We start from the raw sequence: 21,984 nt of genomic DNA on the forward strand, positions 1-21,984 counted from the left end.
GGTCCGCGCATGCACGCGTCACTGCGAGGCCCCGGAACGCTCGATGCGCCACAGTTGCGTCTGGAGGCGCGGGCCGTTTTCGGGCTTGAACCAGCTCATGTCCTGTATGTGGGAGCTCGTGATATAGACCGTGCCGTCGGGTCCTTCGGAAAACGTGTCGGGCCAGCGTAGCCGCTTGTCCTGAACGACGGTTGCGATGCGATCCCCGTCACGAACCTTGACCGCGTCCTGTTCGATAGCGCTCAAGTAGATCCGCCCATGGGCATCCATCCAGAGACCGTCCGTCGGCTCCGTCTGCGCGACAGGCTCCACGCGAGCTTCGAGGTCCTTCTCCGCGAGACGCGGGTTCTGCAATGCGTTCGTCGCGATCCGATAAAGCGTGCGGCCGGTCAAGGCTTTCCAGTAGAGCGTGCCGCCATCGGGCGAAAGCGCAAGGCTGTCGGCGGCGAATTCGACGCCACGTCCGTCGGGCCGGCGCAACTCGTGCCCATCGGTGCGTACCACGACGTCTTTCTCCGGCTGCGTGCTCGGGTGGCCGTCCAGAACCCGTCGAGCTTTGCCGCTCTGCAAGTCCACGACGACGAGCGCTCCCTTGGCCCCGGCATCGGTCAGATAGGCATACCGTCCGTCCGACGAGAAACGCACATCGTTCAGATAGCTCCCCTGAGGCGCGACGGTCTCGTCGAAGCGAATCACCTGCGCGACCTTGTTCGCCTTCAAATCGATCTTCACCAGCTTGGGGCCGCCCTTCACGACCAGTGCCGTCGCTGGCGCAGCCGGGTCGACGACCCAAAGATTCCCGCGCGCATCCGCCACGACGCTCTGAACGCACACGAAGTGATCACCGGCTGACACCTGGTTCTTCTTGGCGTTGCGCCACGAATTCCATTCTTCGTCCGGGTAAGGCTTGATCTGGCCGTCGGGCGTCAGTTCGGCAACCGAGATCGGCGCATCTTCTGTCCAGCGTGGGAAATTGACGAAGATGCGCCCATCCTTGGAAACGGTCACGCCTGTGACCTGATGCTCGAAGCTGGCGACCTGTTGCAGCCGGGCCGTGTCTGGCGAAGCGCCAGATTGCTCCTGAGCGAAGGATGCGTTCGCAACAAGTGTTATCGCCAGAATGGCGGATGCGGCTGTGAATCGGGTCATGGTTTATCTCCTCGGGCGGCACTTATGACAAGCGTCGAACTCACGGCGCGAACACGGCACGGACGCAGCCGTCGGTCTTGTGCTTGAACATGTCGTAGCCGCGTGGCGCATCTTCCAGCGAGAAGCGGTGCGTGGCGAGATATGCGGGATTCAATTCGCCTTTCTGTGCGTGCGAGAGCAGGCGATCCATATAGGCCTGCCCGTGCTGCTGGGCGCTGCGCACCGTCATGCCCTTGTTCATGATGGCGCCCATCGGAAACTTGTCGATCAGCCCGTAGACGCCGAGCACCGACAGCGTGCCGCCTTTGCGGCAGGCCATCACGGCCTCGCGCAACGCCTGGCCTCGGTCCGTTTCCAGACGCAAAGCCTGCTTGACGCGGTCATACGCGTATTGCGGCCCGGTGCCGTGCGCCTCCATCCCTACGGCGTCGATGCAAGCGTCGGGTCCGCGGCCGCCCGTCATTTCCATGAGCGTGTCGAGAACGCTGTCGACTTGCGTATAGTCGATCGTTTCCGAGCCGGCATGCTCGCGCGCCATCTGCAAGCGCTCGGGGAAGCGGTCGATCGCGATGACCCGCTCGGCGCCCATCAGACGCGCGCTTTGCTGCGCCATCAGCCCGACGCCGCCGCAGCCCCACACCGCGACGGTATCGCCCGGCTGGATGTTGCAGAAGTCGGCGCCCATGTAGCCGGTCGGGGCGGCATCCGAAAGAAACAGCGCGGTCTCGTCCGCGACGCCGTCGGGGATCTCGAAGCAGTCGTTGTCGGCAAACGGCACCCGCACGTATTGCGCGTGCGCGCCCGCATAGCCGCCGAAGGCGTGGGTGTAGCCGTAGATGCCGGCCGTCGTATGTCCGCCCAAAAGCGGTGCCTGTAGTTCGGGCTTCGGGTGCGTGTTGTCGCACAACGAGTAGAGCGAATGCTGGCAATACCAGCACTGTCCGCACACGATGAAGGAAGGCACCACGACGCGGTCGCCCTTCGCGACACGCTTCACCTCGGAGCCGATGTCCTCGATCACGCCCATGAACTCGTGGCCGATGACATCGCCGGACTTCATCGTCGGGATGTAGCCATCGATGAAGTGGAGATCCGAGCCGCAGGTGGTCGACAAGCTGACGCGCAGGATCGCGTCGTGAGGGTTGATGATCTCCGGGTCCTTGACCGTCCCGACGCGCAAGTCATTGACCCCGTTCCAGTACAGTGCTCGCATGCTCGTTCTCCTTAGCGCTTCGTTGCGCGAGCAGCGGGCTGCCGCTCAGTGGTAGGAATCTCGCCGGTTTCGACGAGGCTCTTGAAGCGCCGCAGCGCGTTGTCGGCGATCATGTTCAGCGGCGTGTCGCCCAACAGTTGGATCAGGCCTTGGCCGAGCGCGCCGCCGGGCGGATCGAAGCGAACATGCAGTGTCGCTACCGTGCCGCGGTCGTTCGGGGCGGCGTCGAAGCGGATGGAGCCCTCGTTCGGAATGGCGGCGCCGGGCAGCGAGCGCCAGCCGATGCTCCCGCCGGGTTCATCGACGATCTCCGATTCCCATTCATAGAGGCGACCGAGGGGCGTCTTTATCTCCCAGCGCATGCGGTTCTCGCCGATCGGGCGCAACGTCGCGAAGCCTGACAGGAGTTGCGGGAGCGTGCGGGGATCGAGCCAGCGTTGACGGAGCGCGTCCGCCGGCTTGCCGATGGTGATGGCACGCCTGGCCTCGGGCTCGGCGCGAGCACGCCCACTTTTCGCCTCGTCATGTGCTCTGCCGCGTTGGAGCGGGACACCGCGCCCCGCGCTCCACACGGCCGTGCCCGCGCAAGCCGTGAGCGCGAGAGCCACGGCACTGTTCTTCCGGCCTGCGAGTCCTGAAACGATGAGCGCCGCGCCTAGCGCCACCGGAATCCAACCCATGCTTTGCATGAGCTCGCCGGGCGAGACGCCCGACGAAATGTGGCCGCGCCCCGACGATCCGTGCGATCGGATAGCAACGATGTTGCTTGCCATGACTAATGCTCCTGGGAGTTCACTGCCTCGCTACGCGGAAGGGCTCCGTGCAGCGAGATCGCTGACAGGTAGCGCGACGTGCGTGCTCACGCCACGCGTGGCCATGAATCGCGGAACTGCGCCGTGGGCTGCATCGCCCAAGGTGTAGCGGGCCGGTTCGCGGTTTCATGGACCTCGACAAGTGCTTTTACTCCGTCGCCGCTACGATCGCGGCGGCGCTTGGCTAGCCTCCGGGATGCAGGACAACCTTGGTCCAGCCATGCTCGCGCACGTCGAAGTGTTGATAGGCGTCGGGCGCCTGGTCGAGCTTCAACTCATGGGAAACGATGAACGACGGCTTCGCGCGTCCCACCGAGATGAGGTCGCGCAATTGCCGGTTGTACGCCTTGACGTTGCATTGGCCCGTGGCGATGTGCTGGCCTTTGAACCAGCACTTGCCCCAATCGAACGCGATCTTCCCCTGCTTCGCCAGTTCGTCCTGCGCGCCCGGGTCCTCGGGAACGAACACGCCCACCACGCCGATCCCGCCAGTGAATTTGACCGACGACACCAGATTGTTCATCGTCAGATTGGGATGCTCATGGCGTTGCGGAGCCGGATCGTGACACTGGTAGCCGACGCATTCGCAACCCACATCCGCACCGATTCCGTGCGTCAGGTCCATGACGCGCTGCACCGGGTCTTCCTTGGAATAATCGATTGCAATGGCGCCGATCGATTCGGCCAGCTTCAGCCGGTCGGGATGGCAGTCCACCACCATGACGCTGCGCGCGCCCTTGATCATGGCCGAGTGCGCGGCCATGAGACCCACTGGTCCCGAGCCATAGATCACGACCGAATCGCCGGGCCGCATGCCGGCTAGTTCAGTGGCGTGCCAGCCGGTGGGGAAGATGTCGGAGCACATCACGTAGTCGGTCTGTTTCTCCTCGGCGCCCGGCGGCAGCTTCAAAGACATGAAATCCGCCCACGGCACTCTGAGATACTCGGCTTGTCCGCCCGGCCACGGTCCCATGTCCGCGAAGCCGAACGCACCGCCTGCGATACCCGGCCCGTTCGCGTGCAGGCAGAACGCGGTGAGGCCGCGCTCGCAGTTCACGCAGTGGCCGCAACTCACATTGAATGGCAGGCACACCCAGTCGCCGGGCTTGATGCGCTCCACGGCCGGTCCTACTTCTTCGACGACGCCCAGATTCTCGTGACCGAAGATGCGCCCTTGCTCGAAGTCGGTTCGGCCTTCGTACATGTGCAGGTCGGACCCGCAGATGTTGGTACTGGTAATTCTGACGATGGCATCGGTCGGGCGCTCGATCTTCGGGTCAGGCACGTCTTCTACGGCGACCTGGCGAGGACCGCGATATACAACTGCTTTCATAGTTATCTCCTGAAAAGGCGACTGCAAAGAGCCTGAGCCGCACAGAACTTGTGCGGCTACCGGCGTCGAACACCCGCAGGCGTACCTGTCGGACGGTTGGTCTCCTGATTCATCGGCACGTTGCTTTCGGCACTAACGTCCCTGTGGGCGAGCACATGAAGAAGTCTTTCGGACAGTACGGCAGCTCCATTTAAATTGTTCAATAGGAGTACTAAGTGCATAACGAAGCGCTATCTGATCGATGTCGCCTGTGCGAATAGGGCAGCGATCCGCGTGCCCGCCGGCTATCCGTGCCTTGTTGACTCACTAGTTCGGTACCATTGACTTCGGCAACTTACATCGAAGTTAGGCCTTGCCGCAGAATTACTGCGTCGGTCAATTGACGTGGTCGCGCGTGGTTAAAGTTTCCGTTACGGACCCGCCATGCACGGCTTGCCTTTAAGCGCGTGACGAAGCGTCGTGCCGCGTGGAGAATTGATGCGCCGGTCGCTTTGCAGGTTTTGCTAGACTGCTTGAAGGAAGTGGTTCGCGGACACGCCGTGCTTGCGTGGTGCGCGATCATTCTCGGCGACGCGAGGCATCTCGTCGCTCAGTAGTGCCGAATAATGAATGCGTGTGATGTCGACGGCGGCCCGGCTTGCTTGCCCTGCGGGCTGCCGCTGATGCGCCAATGGCGGTTCGGCGCATGGCCGCCGCTGCGCTATGGGCGCTTGCAAGCGACTCGTGAACGAGGGTTCTAATCAATCGCCAAGCAGTGCATGACGCAGCGCCGGTCGTCAGTGAACCCGAAATCTCGATCGAAAGATGTGTTGGCTGTGCAGTGCTTCTCTCGATCGCTTCAATGCGATGAGGCTGGATTGATAACTGGACAATAGCTTCTGGGAGTGTGTCGGGTCGTTGCCGGCCTCTATCTGCCTCAACAAGCGGTCCGCTTGCAATCGGACCTGTTCTTCGCAGTGTGCGATCGCCTTCTCGATTGCGCTGAGGCCAGGGGTTTCGCTATGTCGCAGGGCCGGCGCGCGCGCTTCGTTCTGTTCGTCGTTCGATTCGCGGACCGTTGGCGTGGCGCCGAGCTCGTTGATGGTTGGCTTTGCATCGAGTTCGGACGTCGCTTCGCCGTGAAAGTCAATCATGGCAATCTCTCAGGTATGCACGGACCAGCGCTCATGGGCGCCAGCCTTATTGGTAGTCGTCACGCCTCCGCCGCGTAAAAAGCGCTTGGCGAGAGGGGGCGCCGGTCAGTTCTTCGTCTGATATCGAGCCGCCGCTTACATTTGAATGATGTTAGCCGCCGAACTTTTGTCTGCGCAGACATTTAACATCTTTTACAAATCTTCAGGAGGCGCTTAAGCGCGGACGGCCTGTGTGCGACATCGCGTGGACTCGACAAGTGGCGAGCAGTCGGGCGGTCGCTTGCCCGTGGTTGATCAGAACGGTCGGCCTCGTTCACGGCATGCTGTCTGTCTATGCACGCCCGCGCCGCAAACCGCGAACGCAGTGTCCACGCAATGGAACTAGCGTTCGCCACTTCTCCCGAAGGGCGAACGATCATGCGGCGTCGACAGGACGTGCAGCCGACGCATGACGCTTGCGCCGGGCGCGTCCGTTCCGATGCCGGGTCGTCGGCTTCGCAGATCGATACGAGCAACGACGCGCTGGCGACCTGCGTTCGCAGCTTTCAATAGCGGCGAGCATCGGATTGCTGGCGGATGCCTTCAACGCCCCTTCCACGGCACGAGCCGCCGCTCCAGCGTGCGCATGCCGTAGTCGAAGATCCACGCAATCGCTCCGATCAGCATGATCCCCATGACGACCACGTCCGTGCGCAGAAAGCTCGACGCGTTGAGCACCATCTGGCCGAGGCCGGCCGTCGCGGCGACCATCTCGGCCGCGACGAGCGTCGTCCAGCCGAAGCCCACGGCGATGCGCAAGCCCGTCAGTATCTCAGGCAGCGCCGCGGGCAATACGACGTGCCACACCACCTGCCGGAAGTTCGCGCCGAGCGACCAGGCCGCGTTCACCTGCTCGGCGCTCGCGCTGCGCACGCCGGCACGGGCGGCCATCGCGATGGGCGCGAAGCACGCGAGCCAGATGACGACGATCTTCGCGGTCTCGTCGATGCCGAACCAGATGACGACGAGCGGCAGATACGCGAGCGGCGGCAGCGGCCGATAAAACTCCAGCGGCGGGTCCAGCACCCCGCGCGCAATGCGGCTCACGCCCATCGCGATGCCGACGGGCACGGCGGTGACGACCGCCAGCGCGAATGCGCCGAACACGCGGATCGCGCTCCAGAGCAGATGGTCGGAGAGCGGCAGGCCGCCCTGAAGACGGCCATGCCAGGCGTCGACGAATGCGCGCCATACCGCTTCCGGGGAAGGCAAAAAGAGCGGCGGCAACCACCCGAAATGCGTGGCGGACCACCAGAGCAGCGCGAGCGCAGCGACGCACAGCGTGCTCGGCACCGCTGTCGGTCCCGCGCCGGGCATGCCTCGATAGCGCGCGCGGCGTCTTGCGCGGGCGGCGCGCCGCGCCGGGTGCGACGCGGCCGTTGCGCCGGAGAACGACGCATCCGAAGCGGGCCGGTTCACGCCGCCTCCTTTTCCGTTCGATGCAAGCGACGCGTCAGCCGCTCGCGCCATTCGATGAACGCGGGCGACGACTTCACCGCGCGCGCATCGCGACTGCGAACGTACTCGCGCGCGAAAGGAAGCTCGTGCACCTCTTCGATGCGTCCCGGGCCGGGCGTCATCAGCACGAGCCGCGTCGCGAGAAAGAGCGCCTCTTCGACGCTGTGCGTGATGAAGAACACGGTCTTGCCGGTGCGCGCCCACACGTCGAGTATCAGCTCCTGCACGCTTTCGCGCGTGAGCGCGTCGAGCGCGCCCATCGGTTCATCCATCAGCAGCACTTCGGGATCGCTTGCGAGCGCGCGCGCGATGCCGACGCGTTGCTGCATGCCGCCCGACAGCGCATACACCTTCGCGTGTTCATGCTGCGCGAGGCCGACGAGCGCGAGCGTGCGCCGCGCGATCTCGTGGCGCTCGGCGCGCTTCATGCCGCGAAAACGCAGGCCGAGCGCCACGTTGTCGAGCACGTCGAGCCACGGCATCAACGCATGCTTCTGGAACACCACGCCGCGGTCCGCGCCCGGTCCGGTGATCGGCTCGCCATTGAGCGATGCCTCGCCTTCGGTCGGATCGAGAAAGCCGGCCAGGCAGTTGAGCAGCGTGGTCTTGCCGCAGCCGGACGCGCCGAGCGCCACGACGAACTCGCCGCTGCCGATGTGCAGATCGACGCCCATGAGCGCCGGCGTGCTCGCGCCTTCGTAAGTGACGCCGAGGTTGCGGATGGCGAGCGCCGTCATTTCGCGGCCTGTTGCGCGTAGCGTGGATCGACGCCGGCGGAGTAGTCGGCCAGCACGTTCTGGATGGTGCCCTGCTGCTTGAGGAACTGCGCGGTCGCGGCGAGCGACTTCGCTGCGCCGGACTGTTGCCCGCCGCCGAGCCAGGTCGGCGACGCCTGCTCGCTCGCGGTCGGGAACGCGTAGAGCGCGAGGCTCGCGGGCACGTCCGCCGCGTTCGCGCCGGACTCCTCGGCCACGGCCTTCACCTGTGCGGAGCCCGCGCTCCAGTCGGCTTTGTGATCGCGATATTGGGCGTCGGTATCGGCGAGCACTTTGACGAGGCCGGTCATGAACGCGGCGTTGTCCTGTGCGAACTTGCGCGACGCGACGAAGCCGTCGAAGGTCGCCTTGCCGGTCTCCTTTGCCACTTCGCCCGACGTGACGAGCACCTTGCCGTTCTGCTTGACGCGGGCGAGCACCGGGTCCCAGATGTAGGTCGCGTCGATGTTGCCACGCTCCCACGCGGCCGCCACTTCGGGCGGACGCAGGTTGACGATCTTCACCGCCGACGGATCGACGCCCGCCTGCTGCAATGCGACGAGCGCATGGAAATGCGAGGTCGACACGTACGGCACGCCGAGCGTCTTGCCCTTGAGATCGGCAAGCTTGCTCACGCCCGAGCCGTTGCGCGCGACGAGCGCCTCGGCGTCGTTGATGTTGTCGAGAATCCAGAAGAGCGACAGGTCGACGCCTTGCGAAAGCCCGGCCGCGATGGGACTCGATCCCGCCTCGCCGAGCTGTATGGAACCCGAAGCCAGCGCGCGGATAACGTCCGCGCCGCTGCCGAGCTTGCGATAGGTCACCTTGTAGCCCGTCGCCTTCTCCACGGCGCCGCTTGCCTGCGCATAGCGCCACGGCACGACCATATCCTGATAGCCGATAACGACTTCGCGTGTCTCGGCTCGCGTCGAAAGGGGCGAGAGGGCGGCAGCGGAGAGCAGAAAAGAAAGGGCGGTCGCGATCAGCCGGCGACGATGGAGCGTGTGTGTCATGGAGCGGGGAAGTGAAGTGATGTGATCGAGCCATCGACTATAGGCACTTCCCGTACCGCGGCTACCAATCTTTCATGCATAGGAAGGAAGCGCCGACGGCATAAGCGTTGTCCCGTTCTCGTGCTAGCCATATTCGTTGCGGGTTGAAGAGCAAAGTAGCAGCCGGTCCGAGCACGTTTTCGTGAGTTGCAGTACCGTGGCGCGAATTCACTTTCTGCCGAACCACGCGATGCCGCACTCAAGACAACTCCATCTCGGCGCGTTCATGCGCCCGGTCAGCCTGCATACCGGCGCGTGGCGCTACCCCGGCGCTTTCCCCGACGCCAACTTCAACTTCCGTCACTTGAAGCGCTTCGTACAGACGCTCGAGGCGGCCTGCTTCGACGCGTTCTTCATGGCCGATCATCTGGCCGTGCTCAACATGCCGGTGGATGCGTTGAAGCGCAGCCATACCGCCACTTCGTTCGAACCGTTCACGCTGCTTTCCGCGCTCGCCGCCGTGACCGAACGCATCGGGCTGGTGGCGACGGCATCGACCACGTTCGACGAGCCCTATCACATCGCGCGCCGTTTCGCGTCCCTCGATCACTTGAGCGATGGCCGCGCCGGGTGGAATCTCGTCACCACGTCCAATCCCGATGCAGCGCGCAACTTCGGCCGCGAGGAGCACATGGAACATGACGAGCGCTATCGGCGCGCGCGCGAGTTCTACGATGTCGTCACGGGCCTCTGGGATAGCTGGGCCGACGACGCCTTCGTGCGCGATACCGAAAGCGGCCTCTTCTTCGACCCGGAGAAGTTGCACGTGCTCGACCACAAGGGACCGTATCTGTCGGTGCGCGGGCCGCTCAACATCGCGCGGCCGGTGCAGGGCTGGCCGGTCGTGGTGCAGGCGGGATCGTCGGAAGCCGGCAAGCAGCTGGCCGCCGAAACCGCCGACGCCGTGTTCACCGCGCAGCCGAGCCTCGCAGCGGGCAAGCGGTTCTATGCCGATGTGAAGGGCCGCGTGGAGCGCGCCGGCCGCGCGCGCGAGCATCTGAAGATTCTGCCGGGCGCGTTCGTCGTCGTCGGCGACTCGCGGGACGAAGCGCAGGAGAAGCGCGCGTTGCTCGATACCTTCGTGCACGACGACAGCGGCTTCGCTTCGCTATCGATCGCGCTGGGACACGATGTCTCGTCGTTCGATCCCGATGGCCCTTTGCCCGAGATACCCGAGACCAACGCGAGCCGGAGCGCGCGGGAACGCGTCATCGACATGGCGCGCGCGGAAGGGCTGACTGTTCGCGAACTCGCGCGGCGCGTGGGCGGCTATTCGGGCTTGCAGATGGTCGGCACCGCGACGGATATCGCCGACGAAATGGAGCAGTGGCTCGTCGAGGAGGGCAGCGACGGCTTCAACGTCATGTTCCCGACCTTGCCCGCCGGACTCGATGACTTCGTCACGAAGGTCGTGCCGGAGTTGCAGCGGCGGGGCATCTTCCGGCGCGCCTACGAAGGAACGACCCTGCGAGAGCATCTGGGGCTGCCGAGGCCGGGGAATCGGTTCTTCGAGGCGCGGTGATTGGGCGAGGCTTCGGGGCGGGACGGCGGATGTTCGCCGCGTTGGTGCGGGCATCGGGCGGATGTCGGTTTCAAGGAACCGCAACGAGTTCATACGCCGACGGTTATTCAGCACCGTCGCTCGGAACGTCCGTCGTACTGCCGCGCGTGACTGACCATCCAGCGCCGCCATGCGCTTCGCTCTGAAGATCCTCCGCAATGAAGTCGACGAACGCGCGAATGCGATTCGACAGCTGATGCCGTTGCGAATACACCGCGAAGATATCGGCGTTCGGCGTATCGTGATCGGGAAGGACGGCGATTAATGAACCATCGGCAAGATACTGCCTGATGTCCCACTCGGCCCGCATCAGAATGCCGTGTCCCTCCAGTGCCCACTTCACGGCGATCTCGCCGTCGTTCGTCGTGAGCGTGCCTTTGATCCGCACGGCCTCGGTCTTGCGCGACGCGCCCCGGCCGGAAGTCAGACGCCACACGCCATACGCTTCGTCCCCCTGCCGAATCCCGATGCAGTTGTGGCGCGTCAGATCGTGCGCGGTAGTCGGCAGTCCGTGCTTCGCGATGTACGACGGCGCGGCACACAGCAAGCGTCGATTGCCAGCGAGACGCCGCGCGACCACTCTCGTGTCGGGCGGCTCGCCGAAGCGGATACAGACATCGAAGGTGTCGTCGGTCAGCGGCGGAGGCGTGACCGATAGCTGAAGCTGCACCGAGACCTGCGGATATTTCCCGACGAACCGCGAAATCGCCGGCGCGACATGACTGCGCCCGAAGCCGAGCGTCGCGTTCACTCGCAGCAAGCCTCTCGGGTGATGTTTAGCCGTGCCAAGCAATTCGGCGAGCTCGTCGATCTCATCGAGGATCCGGCGCGCATGTTCGAGATAGAGCTCGCCCTCCGGGGTCAGCATCATCCGGCGAGTCGTGCGATTGATCAGCGCCACGCCCGACCGGTTCTCCATCTGCGTGAGGCGCTTGCTGATTGCCGCTGGCGTCAGCCCTAATTCGCGAGCCGCGGCGCTTAAGCTGCCCGAGGCGGCGAGTGTCGCGAAGAAGCTCAGATCGGACGGCTGGACGGCGTCGCTCAAGCGTTCACCTGTGAATGCACGTTAAAGATGCTTTGAGTTTAGCACCGGTTTTTGCGTCCCGAGCGGGGTAAAGTTCAGCTACACACGACACCTGAAGGACGCAGACATGAAGACGTATCGCATCGCGACCATCCCCGGCGACGGCATCGGCAAGGAGGTCGTACCCGCTGGCGCAGAAGTGCTCGAAGCGCTTGCCAGGACCACGAAGTCATTCGCGTTCGAGTTCGAAAACTTCGACTGGGGCGGCGACTACTACCGCAAGCACGGCGTCATGATGCCGGCGGACGGTCTCGATGCGATCCGCGACAAAGATGCGATTCTGTTCGGCTCGGCGGGCGACCCGCACATTCCCGATCACATCACGCTGTGGGGCCTGCGCCTGAAAATCTGTCAGGGCTTCGATCAGTACGCCAACGTGCGTCCAACCCGCATTCTGCCGGGCATCGACGCGCCGCTGAAACGCTGCAAGCCGGAAGACCTCGACTGGGTCATCGTGCGCGAGAACTCGGAAGGCGAATATTCCGGCGTCGGCGGGCGTGTGCATCACGGTCATCCGATCGAGGCTGCGACGGACGTGTCGATCATGACACGCGCGGGCGTCGAGCGAATCATGCGTTTCGCGTTCCGCCTCGCGCAATCCCGTCCGCGCAAGCTGCTGACCGTCATCACCAAGAGCAACGCGCAGCGTCACGCGATGGTGATGTGGGACGAGATCGCACTCGAAGTCTCGAAGGAGTTTCCGGACGTGAAATGGGACAAGGAACTGGTCGACGCAGCGACGGCCCGCATGGTCAACCGCCCGGCGTCGCTCGACACGATCGTGGCCACGAATCTGCACGCCGACATTCTCAGCGATCTCGCCGCCGCGCTCGCCGGCAGTCTGGGCATCGCGCCGACGGGCAACATCGATCCTGAGCGCCGCTATCCGTCGATGTTCGAGCCCATCCACGGTTCCGCGTTCGACATCATGGGCAAGGGTCTCGCCAATCCGGTCGGCACGTTCTGGTCGGTCGTCATGATGCTGGAACATCTCGGCGAATTCGAGGCCGCGCAGCGCGTAATGCAGGCGATCGAAGCGGTGACCGCGGACACGTCGCTGCATACCGGCGACCTCGGCGGCACGGCAACGACCGCGCAGGTGACGGCAGCCGTCTGCGCCTTCATCGAGAACGCGGCCGCGCCGGCGGCCAATGCGGCGTAGATCGCGGCAGCGGCTTCGGCAAAAGCCTGTCCTCGTCTTCGCCCGACTGGCGGCGGTGGCCGTCAGACATCGCGGCGGTGAAAGTGACTGTCCAGCAGATCCGTCACGCGCCATACCGAACAGGGCCGCCGCACGTGGCCATCGAAACCGGCTTCTTTCAAGGTCGAGATCGAATCCAGCGGAAAGATGTTGCTCATCGCGAGAATGAGCAGTCTGCCGGCATGATCGTCCCTGCGCACGCTGCGAACGAACGCATAGTGAGAATCCGCGTCCAGCCGGGTGTCCAGAATGAGCGCATGCGGGCGCCAACTCTCCATGTAGCGCCGTAACTCGGTGATTCTGCTCGCGTGAACGACCTGATACTTCTTCAGTGCCAGCAGCAACGTGAGCGATGCACCGATCGTTTCATCCCGGTGACCGATGAGGATCCGCCAATCCTCGGTCGGCCCATCGGTTTGCGCACCTGTTCTCCAGAACGCACACTCCTGCTCATCCTCCAACGGTACGCGGCGCGTCATAAGTCCCCCTGCCTGCTTCGCCCTGTCCTAGTGCTTGCGCAATCCGCGCACCACGACCGGGCTGTGAGCGTCACGCTCGTTGGCTTGGGACCCGGGGTACCAGTTCGGCATGCAGCCAGCACGCGAACTGCAAAAAGCACTCCAATCGGAGACCGCTGAGTCGGTGATGTAGACACTCGTTTGCCATGCGATCGTCGCGTTCGACTGTGGCTGACAGAGTCGTTTCCTGCGGACGTCCGTGCGGCTTCTTTGGGCGTGGTTTGCAATGCCACGAGCGACTGAGCGTTTTGCGAGCGTTTGAGAGCGCGCGATTGGCGGGCTCGCGAACGGTCATTACCTCGGCGAAGTCGGAGCGGTGCCAATAAGATCTATCGCGTGTCACGTGCCTTCGTCGTGGACAATAGCGCCGACTATTAGACGACGAGAGGCGCAGTGACAAGACCGAAGCCGACGCTTCAGCGAGCCACGCATTCATCGATCACGGTCGAGAGCAGCGTGCGCCGTCCCGTAGCCTGCATCGAAAAGCGGTGTGAAAGACTTGCAGCTCTTGCAAACGCGGCAGCCAGCGTGATTCTGCGCGCGTCCAGCCGATAACCGGCATGAACGTTGCGGAGCAAGTCCGCATCTGAAGACCAGTCCACGTATGAGGAAACGGATGAGCGAACTTACGTTGAACGACCTTGCAACCAGAATGGCCGAGATCGATTTCGCGATGCTGTCGACCCGTTCGCTGAACGGCAAGATCGCCGCGAGGCCGATGAGCAACAACCGGGACGTGAAGTTCGACGGAGACAGCTACTACTTCACGCTCGAAAAGACGCATATGGTCCAGGAGATCGAGGCCGATCCTGTCGTTGCACTGACCTTCACCGGCAGTTCGAAGCCGGACGGTGCGCCGCCGTTCTTCGTGGCCGCGGAGGGCCGCGCTGAACTCATCCGCGAGAAGCCGGCAATGAAAAGCCACTGGAACGAAGATATCGAGAAGTGGTTCGCAGAGGGCTTTCAGACGCCCGGTATCGTTCTCATCAAGGTGAGCGCCGAGCGCATCCACTATCGGGCGGGCGAAGACGAGGGCGAACTCACTCTCTGATGTGAGCGCATGGCTGCCTCCCGTAACGCATAAAGCCGGACCGAACTACGGGCCACCGTTGCGCGCGGCGGCTCGTGCTCGACGTGGGAGTTGGATCCGTTCTCCAGTGTTAGCGCATCGAATGCGAACTCGCTCTCGAGTCCTGATCGAGCCGGATAAACACCCGCGCACGAGTCTCTTCGAACCGGCCGTCTAGTGCCGCGTCATGTCCCTTGATGATCGCATTGGCGATATACAGACCCAGTCCCAGCCCTCCTCGATTGTTGGCTTTATCGATGGACCCGCTCTTGAAAGGATCGAGCAGCTTTTCGAACGAGACGCTGGGACGTTCGCGCAGGCAATTGCTCACCTCGACGACCTGAGTGGTCCCGTGCACCGACGTGGTCACTTCGATCGGCTGCGAGATGTCCCCGTGCTGGCGGGCATTGCTGATGAGATTGGTAAGTGCCTGGCTGAATCGGTCCGGATCGATAAAGGCGTCGCCGCCAATGTCGGTCAGCCGGGTCGATATCGTCACGCCCGGATGAGCCAACTGGTTCTGCTCCACGGTGGTCTCGATCACGTCGCGCAAGGAGACGAACTGTCGTTTGAGTCCGAGCCCAAGACCGGAGCGAATGCGGCTCACATCCAGAATGTAGTTGATGAGGGATTGCATCCGTTGCGTCGAGCCTTCGACACGACGGGCCGTATCGACCGATGACGCCAGGCCACGGCCCATCAGCAACATGGCCATGTTGATTGCCTGCAAGGGATTGCGCAAATCGTGGCCGAGCGTCGCAAGCAAGGTGGTCTTGGCGCGTTCGGCTTCTCGCATGCGCTGCAGCGCGACGTCCTGAAGAATCGCCCGCAATTCACGCGCAGCACGCAGATTCGATTCGGTCCAGGGGCGGCAGGAGCCTGTGACGACCTGCTTCCATACTTCGAAGGAACCGCGAGGCGTGAGCCTCGGTCCGTTCGGACCCTGCGCCACGACCTTCTCGGTCGGGCCGGCCCAATTGATGGTCTCGACGAGTTCGTGGCGAACCCACACGATCGCCACCGGAACGTCGCCTCCGACGTGGATGACGAGGCATCCGGCGGCCGCGCCGCCTTCTGTGCGAATGGGTTCGAGGTCGTTCAGATCGCGCGTCCAGGAGGCTGTCGCGAGCATGTCCTGTCGGGCGTCGACGACGCGCGCGACGAGCGACACGATCGACTCGCGATGCGCGACTTCCATTCCTTTGAGCGGTACGACTTCCTGATCGACGACGGCGAAGGCATCGTCACAATCCACGAGCGCGACAATCGCGGGCGCGGCCGCGGTGAGACCGGCGATGAGATCGTCGGCTCGCGTCAGATCGAAGGCGACGCGCTGCCCCAACTCCTGCGTCTGGTGGTCGTGCGAAAGGCGCAAGCGCGCTTGCGTCTGCGAGACGAGGATCGAGACGACCTGCGTGAGGACCGTGCATGAGAGCCGTACTGCGTGCGAAGCCCTGTACGGTCGCATATGGTGACACGCGAACAATCCCCACAGCTTGCCGTCGACAATGATCGAGACGCTCATGGACGCGCAGACGCCCATGTTGCGAAGATACTCGATGTGAATCGTCGACACGCTCCTGAGCACGGAATGGCTCAGATCGAAAGGCGCGTTGGTGTCCGGATTGACACCCGGAACGATAGGAACGGGCTTGGCTGCGACTGACGCGATCTGCCGGATCGGATTGAGCGTATAGAGACGACGCGCTTGTGCTGGAATGTCGCTCGCGGGATAACGTTGGTGCAAGTAGGGCGTCAGGTCCTCGCGCTTGGCTTCTGCAATCACTTCTCCGCTTCCGTCATCCATGAAGCGATAGCCCATGACGCGGTCGAAGCCGGTCATCGCACGAATAGCCTGCGCCGTCTCTTGAAGCAGGTCCGCGACATCGTCGTACTGTTTGGCCTGCAGGCGCTGGATCGCCCTCTGGCAATAAAGCGCGAACTGCGAGGCGCTCGGGGTGTCCGGGGGCACTCGCTCGAACTCGACCACCAGCACGCCGGCCGAGCAATGAATGACGAGGTCGAAGCAATCGCCGAGCGGAGACTGCCATTGCGAACTCTCTGCTGCAAGAGGCGGGTGCTCGAGTGCGTTTCGAATGGCTTCACGTGCGCCATCGTCGAGATGCGTTGCGGTCAAAGCGCATCCCACAGCGGGAAGCGGACCGAGGAGCGACGGCGCGTTCTCGCTCAAAGCGACGAGCTTGCCGTCTTTCCCGAAGCACAGAAGGGCGCCGTGCGGCTGGATATGGCCTAGGGCGTGAATAGGTTCTTGATCGCAGTTCGCAACGTTCTCTGGAAGCGTCGCGTTTTCCAACGGAAGGGATGTTGTCATTGGACATTGAAAGGGGCGAACGAATGGCCATTCGTTCGTCAGCGCTCAGCTGATCGCTTTTCGAAAAGGTCGGCATCGCAACTTTTGTTCCGCATCTAAAGATATCGTGAATGCTTTCAGAGAACGGCGGGATGAAGTGCGTTCGAAAGCTACCAGCATTGTTCCGTCGCATTTTTGTCGACAGGCTGATGACGCCGCCAACCAAAGAATCTGCTCGCGAAACCGTTTGCGCTCAATGAACGCAACCCGACCAGTCCCGAACGAAGTGTTATTTCCCTTTCCAATAGACGCTTAGTGCAACTGCTTCAGGGCGAGTACGTTCGTGCCGTTATGAGAGGTTAGAAAACATTTCTCTCTCATGATTCAGTGCTTGCCAATGATTTTTAGCGACCAGCGGCTTGTTCGCACCACGCGCATAGCCGTTTTCGGCTTAAGCATGCTGGCTTCGTTGCCCGCTTGCGCCGACGACTCACGCAGCATGTTTACGCTGAGCGGCTTCGGCACGCTCGGCATGGCGCATTCGACGCTCGACACGGCCGATTACATCGACAGCTCGCTTCAGCCGAACGGCGCTGGCGCCACGCGGAAGTACGATTTCCAGAGCGATTCGAAGCTGGGCGTGCAACTGTCCGCGCATTTCACCGACAAGCTGTCCGCTGTCATTCAGGTGCTCGCGCAGCACGAGTACGACAACTCATTCAAGCCGCGTCTGGAATGGGCGAACGTCAAATACGCCTTCACGCCGGACTTCAGCGTGCGCGTGGGGCGCATCGAGCTGCCGACTTTCCTCAACTCGGAGTATCGCAACGTCGGCTATGCGTTTCCCTGGGTCCGCCTGCCGGTCGAGCTGTACAACACGCAGCCGCTCACCAACAGCGACGGCGCGGACGTTTCGTACCGCTTCGGCGCGCGCGGCGTGTCGAATACCGTGCGCGTGGCGTACGGCTACACGGTCTTGCATGTGAATCCCGGAGCATCCCGGACTGAGGGAAAGGGCATTCTGAGTCTCGACGACACCGTGGAGTTCGGCAACTTCACCGGACACGCGGGCTACCAGCACGCGACCGTCAAGTTGTCGGTGCTGCCCGACGAGCCGGTCAACGTCTACACAGTCGCCGCAAGCTACGACCCCGGCCGATGGTTCATGCAGGCAGAGCTTGCCCGCGTGACGACCGCGCAGGTCACTCCCGGCTACGTCAGCGGGTATTTGACGGGCGGCGTGCGCTATGCGAAAGCGACGTTCTACGCGACCTACGCCGAGGAACACAGCCTCGATCACACGGTCGCGATTCCGAATTACAACAACGGTCAGCGCGACGTCTCCGTCGGCGTGCGCTGGGACTTCGTCAAGAACGTGGACCTGAAGGTGCAGTTCGACCATGTCTGGCTGCCCTCGAACTCGACGGGCACTTACATCAACCAGCAGCCGGGCTACACACTGGGAAGCGGAAGCAACGTGTTCTCAGCCGCGCTCGACTTTGTGTTCTGAGGAGCCGACATGTCGCTGCTCGCACACGCTAAGTCAACCGCGATGGCCGTCGTGCTCGGTCTGTCCGCGTCTGCCGCAATGGCCGATGTGGTCGTCGTCGTTTCGGCGAAAAACGCGGTGACGTCGCTCACCGAGAACCAGGTCGCCGATATCTTCCTGGGCCGCACCGGCTACTTTCCATCGGGCGAGGAAGCCGTCCCGCTCGACCAGCCGGAAGATTCGGCGTTGCGGGCGGACTTCTATCGCGACTGCACGGGCAAGTCGGCATCGCAACTGCGCGCTTACTGGTCGAAGCTGATCTTCACCGGACGCGCGCAGCCGCCGCGCGAACTCGCCGATGCCGCCGCGATCAAGCGCTACCTTCAATCGCGACCGCAAGCCATCGCGTACATCGACAAGAAAGATGTCGATGCGAGCGTGAAGGTCGTGCTGGCTCCGCGTCCCTGAGCCGCCGTTCATGATCGATCTCGACAAGACCCGCGTAGTTGCATCGCTCGTCGAAGGCGTCGGCGGACGGGCTTCGTTCGCTCCGTCGCCCGGTCCCACGGGTCGCGGCGAACGCAAGCCGCGCCGCGCGCTCGAAGCGCACGTGCTGATCCCGGTCTTCGCAGGCTTCCTGCTCGCGATCATCTGGACGCTCGTGCTGCAATTCCTCCACACGCAGCATCAGGCCGCCGAAGTGGCGGCAGCCGAGTTGAGCCGCGAACTCGCCGATACGTACGAGGCGCAGCTCGTGCGCAACCTCGCGACCATCGACCAGACGCTGCGCACCGTGCAGTTCGCGTACGGCGCGAACGGCGCGAGCAGTCTCGCGCGGCTGGAAGAGCAGGGGCTGCTGCCGTCGTCGATCGTATTTCGCATCGCCATCGCCGATGCCAACGGGCGGCTCGTCGCGACGAATCGGCCAGGCATGCCGAGCGATGCATCGAACGAAGCGTGGTTCTCCGCCCAGCGCGATCGCCCGTACGACGCCCGCGCGCCGTTCATGAGCCGCGTGGCGCAATCGGGCAAGGACGGCGCGCCCGAAGTGACGTTCAGCCGGCGCCTGCGCGACACGAGCGGCCGCTTCGGCGGGGCGGTCATGCTGTCGTTCGATCCGGCGTATCTGACGAGCAACTACGATGCGGCGCGCATGGGCAAGCGCGGGCTGCTCGCCGTGCTCGGCGCGGACGGTGTCGCGCGCGCGGAGCAGATCGGCGAATCGTCGTCGTGGGGCACGGCCTATGCGGGCGACGCGCTCGCCACGGTGCGCGACGCGTCGCAGCAGGCTATCGCGCGTCCGTGGGACCGGGGCGCACGCCGCTATACGAGCGTGCGCGAGTTGCCCGGCTATGCGCTCACCGCCGTGGTCGGTCTCGATCAGAACGAGCAACTCGCCGAATTCGGCCAACGGCGGCGCGCAGACTTTCTATGGACGGGCGCGCTGACTCTCGCCGTGATCGCGATTGCCGCCGCACTCAGCCGGTCGAGCTGGCAACTGGCGTTGAGCCGGCGGCGCGAACGGCAAGCCCAGCAGACGTACTTCGCGGCCTCCGAGGCGAGCATCGACGCGTTCCTCGTGTTCAGCGCGGTGCAAGGTCAGGGCGACGTCATCGACGATTTCGTCTTGCAGGCGACCAACCGGCGTGGCGTCGAAATTCTCGGCGTGCCGCGCGAGAAGCTGATCGGCAGCGCGCTCGACGAAGCCTTCGCCGGCGCGCGCGCCGATGGCGTGCTGGACGAGTTCGTCGCGGTGGCGAGCACGCTCGAAGTGCGCGAGCACGAGTGGCAGCAGCGCCGCGCCGACGGGCAGACGCTGTGGCTGTATCGGCAGGTCGTGCCGGTCGACGGCGGCGTGGTGGCGATCGTGCGCGATGTCAGTGCTCGCAAGTCGTCCGAGGCGCGGCGCGTCGAGCAGAGCCGCATTCTGGAGATGATCGCGAAGAGCGTGCCGCTCGATGAAGTGCTGGATCGCATCGTGCGCGGGCTTGAATCGCAGATTCCGGGCGCGCGCTGCGCGGTGTTGCTGCGCGAAGGCGGCAGCCATCTGCTGCGCGTCGGGGCGGCGCCGAGTCTGCCCGAGACGTTCCACGAGGCCGTGGGACAAACGCGCATCAACGCCGACGCGCGTCTGAGCGGCAAGGCAATCTACACGCGTCAGCCGGTGTGCGTGGTGGACGTCGCGCGCGATGCTGCCGTGGCGAGCGAACTGGCGATCGCCGGTCTCGCGGACGTGCGTTCGAGCTGGGCGTTCCCGGTGCTGTCGGCGGACGGCGCGGCCGTCGGCGAGGTGACGGTCTACACGCACGGCATGCTTCGCCCGAGCGAAGCCGAATCGCAGGCCATCGCGCTCGCCACGCGCATCGCGGGCATCGCCATTCAGCGAAGCCTGGCCGAGGAGCGCATCCGCCACATGGCGAACCACGACTCGCTGACCGGACTGCCGAACCGCACGCTGCTGTCGGATCGGTTGAAACAGGCGCTCTTGCAGGCGCAGCGCTACGGGCGCGGCGTGACGACGATCTTCATCGATCTCGACAACTTCAAGCTCATCAACGACAGCCTCGGACATCGCGCAGGCGATGAACTGCTGCAGACGGTCGCCGAGCGCATGTCTCAGACGGTGCGCAGCACGGATACCGTCGTGCGGCTCGGAGGCGACGAGTTCGTGATCGTTCTGCTCGAAGACGATCAGAGCGGCACGGGCGTCGTCGAAACCGTCGAGCGGCTGCGCGAGGCGATTCTTCAGCCCGCGAAGCTGCAAGGGCAGAACTATCAGGTCAGCTGCAGCGTCGGCTATGCGAGCTACCCGAACGACGGTCGGGACGCCGACACGTTGCTGATGAACGCCGACGCCGCGATGTATCACGCGAAGGAACAGGGGCGCAACAACTGCCAGGCATACACCGCCGACATGAACCAGAAGGTTCACGAGCGCCTGCGATATCAGGAACAGTTGCGTCACGCGCTCAGCAATGGCGAGTTCCGTCTCGTCTATCAGCCGCAGGTCGATCTGGACTTGCGCGTGATCAACGGCATCGAGACCTTGCTGCGCTGGGATCATCCGACCGATGGCGTCGTCTCGCCCACGACGTTCATTCCGATCGCGGAGGAAACGGGGCTGATCCTGCCCATCGGCGACTGGGTGCTGCGCGAGGCGTGCCGGCAGAACAAGGCGTGGCAGGACGAAGGACTGCCGCCCGTGACCGTGGCCGTCAACGTGTCGGCGCGACAGTTTCTGCAAAAGGGACTCGCGCAGCAGGTGCAACATGCGCTCGATGAAAGCGGCCTCGCGCCTGAATATCTGGAACTGGAGATCACCGAGAGCGTCATCATGCAGGACCTCGACGGCGCGATAGGGACGATGTGCGATCTCCAGGCGATGGGCGTGAAGCTTTCCATCGACGACTTCGGCACGGGCTATTCGAGCCTCTCGGCGCTCAAGCACTTTCCGATCGCGCGCCTGAAGATCGACCAGTCGTTCGTGCGCGAACTGCCGGGCAGGGCCGACGACCAGGCAATCGTCATGGCGGTGATTTCGCTCGGGCGTCAGCTCGATCTCAAGGTCATTGCCGAAGGCGTCGAAAGCGATCAGCAGCTCGCGTTCCTTCGCGAGAGTGCCTGCACGGAAATACAGGGCTACCGATACAGTCGCCCGCTCACGCCCGATGCGATGAAAGCGCTGTTGCAGCAGCCGTTCTCGTGGCCGGAAGCGCAGCCGGAATCTCAGTCAGAAATATGCGAAGCAGCGACGGTTGCGCATTCATAGCCGTTATAAGCGAAAGACTCGCGATCGGTTCGCTTCGC

Annotated in this window: 17 protein-coding genes; 6 read left to right on the plus strand and 11 right to left on the minus strand. The window is 63.7% G+C overall.

Features of this window, described 5'->3' with window-relative positions; genetic code table 11:
- Positions 1 to 18 precede the first annotated feature (18 nt).
- From LDZ24_RS20420 to tauA, 8 genes are all read right to left on the minus strand, one after another.
- Positions 19 to 1,149 carry an SMP-30/gluconolactonase/LRE family protein gene (locus LDZ24_RS20420; protein ID WP_248323933.1) on the minus strand — a complete coding sequence of 377 codons (1,131 nt, stop codon included), beginning with the start codon at positions 1,147 to 1,149 and terminating at the stop codon, positions 19 to 21.
- 40 nt (positions 1,150 to 1,189) lie between these two features.
- On the minus strand, positions 1,190 to 2,362 hold the full coding sequence (locus LDZ24_RS20425; protein WP_248323934.1) for a zinc-dependent alcohol dehydrogenase: 1,173 nt from the start codon (positions 2,360 to 2,362) through the stop codon (positions 1,190 to 1,192).
- Between the two features lie 11 nt (positions 2,363 to 2,373).
- On the minus strand, positions 2,374 to 3,135 hold the full coding sequence (locus LDZ24_RS20430) for an SRPBCC family protein (RefSeq protein WP_248323935.1): 762 nt from the start codon (positions 3,133 to 3,135) through the stop codon (positions 2,374 to 2,376).
- 223 nt (positions 3,136 to 3,358) lie between these two features.
- On the minus strand, positions 3,359 to 4,507 hold the full coding sequence (locus tag LDZ24_RS20435; RefSeq protein WP_248323936.1) for a glutathione-independent formaldehyde dehydrogenase: 1,149 nt from the start codon (positions 4,505 to 4,507) through the stop codon (positions 3,359 to 3,361).
- A 776-nt stretch (positions 4,508 to 5,283) separates the two neighbouring features.
- Positions 5,284 to 5,640: a hypothetical protein gene (locus tag LDZ24_RS20440; RefSeq protein WP_248323937.1), complete on the minus strand. Its 357-nt coding sequence runs from the start codon at positions 5,638 to 5,640 to the stop codon at positions 5,284 to 5,286.
- A 582-nt stretch (positions 5,641 to 6,222) separates the two neighbouring features.
- Positions 6,223 to 7,098: an ABC transporter permease subunit gene (locus tag LDZ24_RS20445; protein WP_248323938.1), complete on the minus strand. Its 876-nt coding sequence runs from the start codon at positions 7,096 to 7,098 to the stop codon at positions 6,223 to 6,225.
- Positions 7,095 to 7,874, minus strand: a complete 780-nt coding sequence (locus LDZ24_RS20450; RefSeq protein ID WP_175942752.1) for a taurine ABC transporter ATP-binding protein — start codon at positions 7,872 to 7,874, stop codon at positions 7,095 to 7,097. Before LDZ24_RS20450 ends, LDZ24_RS20445 begins: the two co-directional genes overlap by 4 nt.
- Positions 7,871 to 8,905 carry a taurine ABC transporter substrate-binding protein gene (gene tauA / locus LDZ24_RS20455; protein ID WP_248323939.1) on the minus strand — a complete coding sequence of 345 codons (1,035 nt, stop codon included), beginning with the start codon at positions 8,903 to 8,905 and terminating at the stop codon, positions 7,871 to 7,873. Before tauA ends, LDZ24_RS20450 begins: the two co-directional genes overlap by 4 nt.
- A gap of 229 nt (positions 8,906 to 9,134) precedes the next feature.
- On the opposite strand from tauA, the gene LDZ24_RS20460 reads away from it, so the two are divergent.
- The gene (locus LDZ24_RS20460) at positions 9,135 to 10,466 is read left to right on the plus strand and encodes an LLM class flavin-dependent oxidoreductase (protein ID WP_248323940.1); all 1,332 of its coding nucleotides are present in this window, start codon (positions 9,135 to 9,137) and stop codon (positions 10,464 to 10,466) included.
- Between the two features lie 103 nt (positions 10,467 to 10,569).
- On the opposite strand, the gene LDZ24_RS20465 is transcribed toward LDZ24_RS20460, so the two are convergent.
- Complete coding sequence (locus LDZ24_RS20465; protein WP_248323941.1) at positions 10,570 to 11,550, minus strand: LysR substrate-binding domain-containing protein; 981 nt, start codon at positions 11,548 to 11,550, stop codon at positions 10,570 to 10,572.
- 106 nt (positions 11,551 to 11,656) lie between these two features.
- Between LDZ24_RS20465 and LDZ24_RS20470 the strand changes: the two genes are divergently transcribed.
- A complete protein-coding gene (locus LDZ24_RS20470) occupies positions 11,657 to 12,751 on the plus strand; it encodes a tartrate dehydrogenase (protein WP_248323942.1) in 1,095 nt (364 codons plus the stop codon).
- A 62-nt stretch (positions 12,752 to 12,813) separates the two neighbouring features.
- On the opposite strand, the gene LDZ24_RS20475 is transcribed toward LDZ24_RS20470, so the two are convergent.
- Entirely contained in the window at positions 12,814 to 13,269 is a 456-nt protein-coding gene (locus LDZ24_RS20475; RefSeq protein ID WP_248323943.1) for a histidine kinase, read from the minus strand.
- A gap of 691 nt (positions 13,270 to 13,960) precedes the next feature.
- Between LDZ24_RS20475 and LDZ24_RS20480 the strand changes: the two genes are divergently transcribed.
- Complete coding sequence (locus LDZ24_RS20480) at positions 13,961 to 14,359, plus strand: pyridoxamine 5'-phosphate oxidase family protein (protein WP_248323944.1); 399 nt, start codon at positions 13,961 to 13,963, stop codon at positions 14,357 to 14,359.
- Between the two features lie 109 nt (positions 14,360 to 14,468).
- Here the strand turns inward: LDZ24_RS20480 and LDZ24_RS20485 are convergent, their stop codons facing one another.
- On the minus strand, positions 14,469 to 16,709 hold the full coding sequence (locus tag LDZ24_RS20485; protein ID WP_248323945.1) for a GAF domain-containing protein: 2,241 nt from the start codon (positions 16,707 to 16,709) through the stop codon (positions 14,469 to 14,471).
- A gap of 478 nt (positions 16,710 to 17,187) precedes the next feature.
- On the opposite strand from LDZ24_RS20485, the gene LDZ24_RS20490 reads away from it, so the two are divergent.
- From LDZ24_RS20490 to LDZ24_RS20500, 3 genes are read left to right on the plus strand one after another with little or no spacing between them, the layout of a single operon-like run.
- Entirely contained in the window at positions 17,188 to 18,198 is a 1,011-nt protein-coding gene (locus LDZ24_RS20490) for a hypothetical protein (protein WP_248323946.1), read from the plus strand.
- A 9-nt stretch (positions 18,199 to 18,207) separates the two neighbouring features.
- On the plus strand, positions 18,208 to 18,645 hold the full coding sequence (locus tag LDZ24_RS20495) for a phosphate ABC transporter substrate-binding protein (RefSeq protein WP_248323947.1): 438 nt from the start codon (positions 18,208 to 18,210) through the stop codon (positions 18,643 to 18,645).
- A 10-nt stretch (positions 18,646 to 18,655) separates the two neighbouring features.
- Complete coding sequence (locus tag LDZ24_RS20500; protein ID WP_248323948.1) at positions 18,656 to 21,946, plus strand: EAL domain-containing protein; 3,291 nt, start codon at positions 18,656 to 18,658, stop codon at positions 21,944 to 21,946.
- Positions 21,947 to 21,984 lie beyond the last annotated feature (38 nt).

Origin of the sequence: Caballeronia sp. Sq4a (genome assembly GCF_023170545.1) — a bacterium.
In the GTDB taxonomy this organism is placed as follows: Bacteria; Pseudomonadota; Gammaproteobacteria; order Burkholderiales; family Burkholderiaceae; genus Caballeronia.

What these genes read in the sequence shown, in the direction of transcription:
- LDZ24_RS20495 (WP_248323947.1), top strand. Translation starts at nt 18,208, where the DNA reads ATGTCGCTGCTCGCACACGCTAAGTCAACCGCGATGGCCGTCGTGCTC.
- LDZ24_RS20485 (WP_248323945.1), bottom strand. Translation starts at nt 16,709, where the DNA reads ATGACAACATCCCTTCCGTTGGAAAACGCGACGCTTCCAGAGAACGTT.
- LDZ24_RS20440 (WP_248323937.1), bottom strand. Translation starts at nt 5,640, where the DNA reads ATGATTGACTTTCACGGCGAAGCGACGTCCGAACTCGATGCAAAGCCA.
- LDZ24_RS20435 (WP_248323936.1), bottom strand. Translation starts at nt 4,507, where the DNA reads ATGAAAGCAGTTGTATATCGCGGTCCTCGCCAGGTCGCCGTAGAAGAC.
- LDZ24_RS20460 (WP_248323940.1), top strand. Translation starts at nt 9,135, where the DNA reads ATGCCGCACTCAAGACAACTCCATCTCGGCGCGTTCATGCGCCCGGTC.
- LDZ24_RS20450 (WP_175942752.1), bottom strand. Translation starts at nt 7,874, where the DNA reads ATGACGGCGCTCGCCATCCGCAACCTCGGCGTCACTTACGAAGGCGCG.
- LDZ24_RS20420 (WP_248323933.1), bottom strand. Translation starts at nt 1,149, where the DNA reads ATGACCCGATTCACAGCCGCATCCGCCATTCTGGCGATAACACTTGTT.
- LDZ24_RS20500 (WP_248323948.1), top strand. Translation starts at nt 18,656, where the DNA reads ATGATCGATCTCGACAAGACCCGCGTAGTTGCATCGCTCGTCGAAGGC.
- LDZ24_RS20470 (WP_248323942.1), top strand. Translation starts at nt 11,657, where the DNA reads ATGAAGACGTATCGCATCGCGACCATCCCCGGCGACGGCATCGGCAAG.
- LDZ24_RS20475 (WP_248323943.1), bottom strand. Translation starts at nt 13,269, where the DNA reads ATGACGCGCCGCGTACCGTTGGAGGATGAGCAGGAGTGTGCGTTCTGG.
- LDZ24_RS20480 (WP_248323944.1), top strand. Translation starts at nt 13,961, where the DNA reads ATGGCCGAGATCGATTTCGCGATGCTGTCGACCCGTTCGCTGAACGGC.
- LDZ24_RS20490 (WP_248323946.1), top strand. Translation starts at nt 17,188, where the DNA reads ATGTTTACGCTGAGCGGCTTCGGCACGCTCGGCATGGCGCATTCGACG.
- tauA (WP_248323939.1), bottom strand. Translation starts at nt 8,905, where the DNA reads ATGACACACACGCTCCATCGTCGCCGGCTGATCGCGACCGCCCTTTCT.
- LDZ24_RS20425 (WP_248323934.1), bottom strand. Translation starts at nt 2,362, where the DNA reads ATGCGAGCACTGTACTGGAACGGGGTCAATGACTTGCGCGTCGGGACG.
- LDZ24_RS20430 (WP_248323935.1), bottom strand. Translation starts at nt 3,135, where the DNA reads ATGGCAAGCAACATCGTTGCTATCCGATCGCACGGATCGTCGGGGCGC.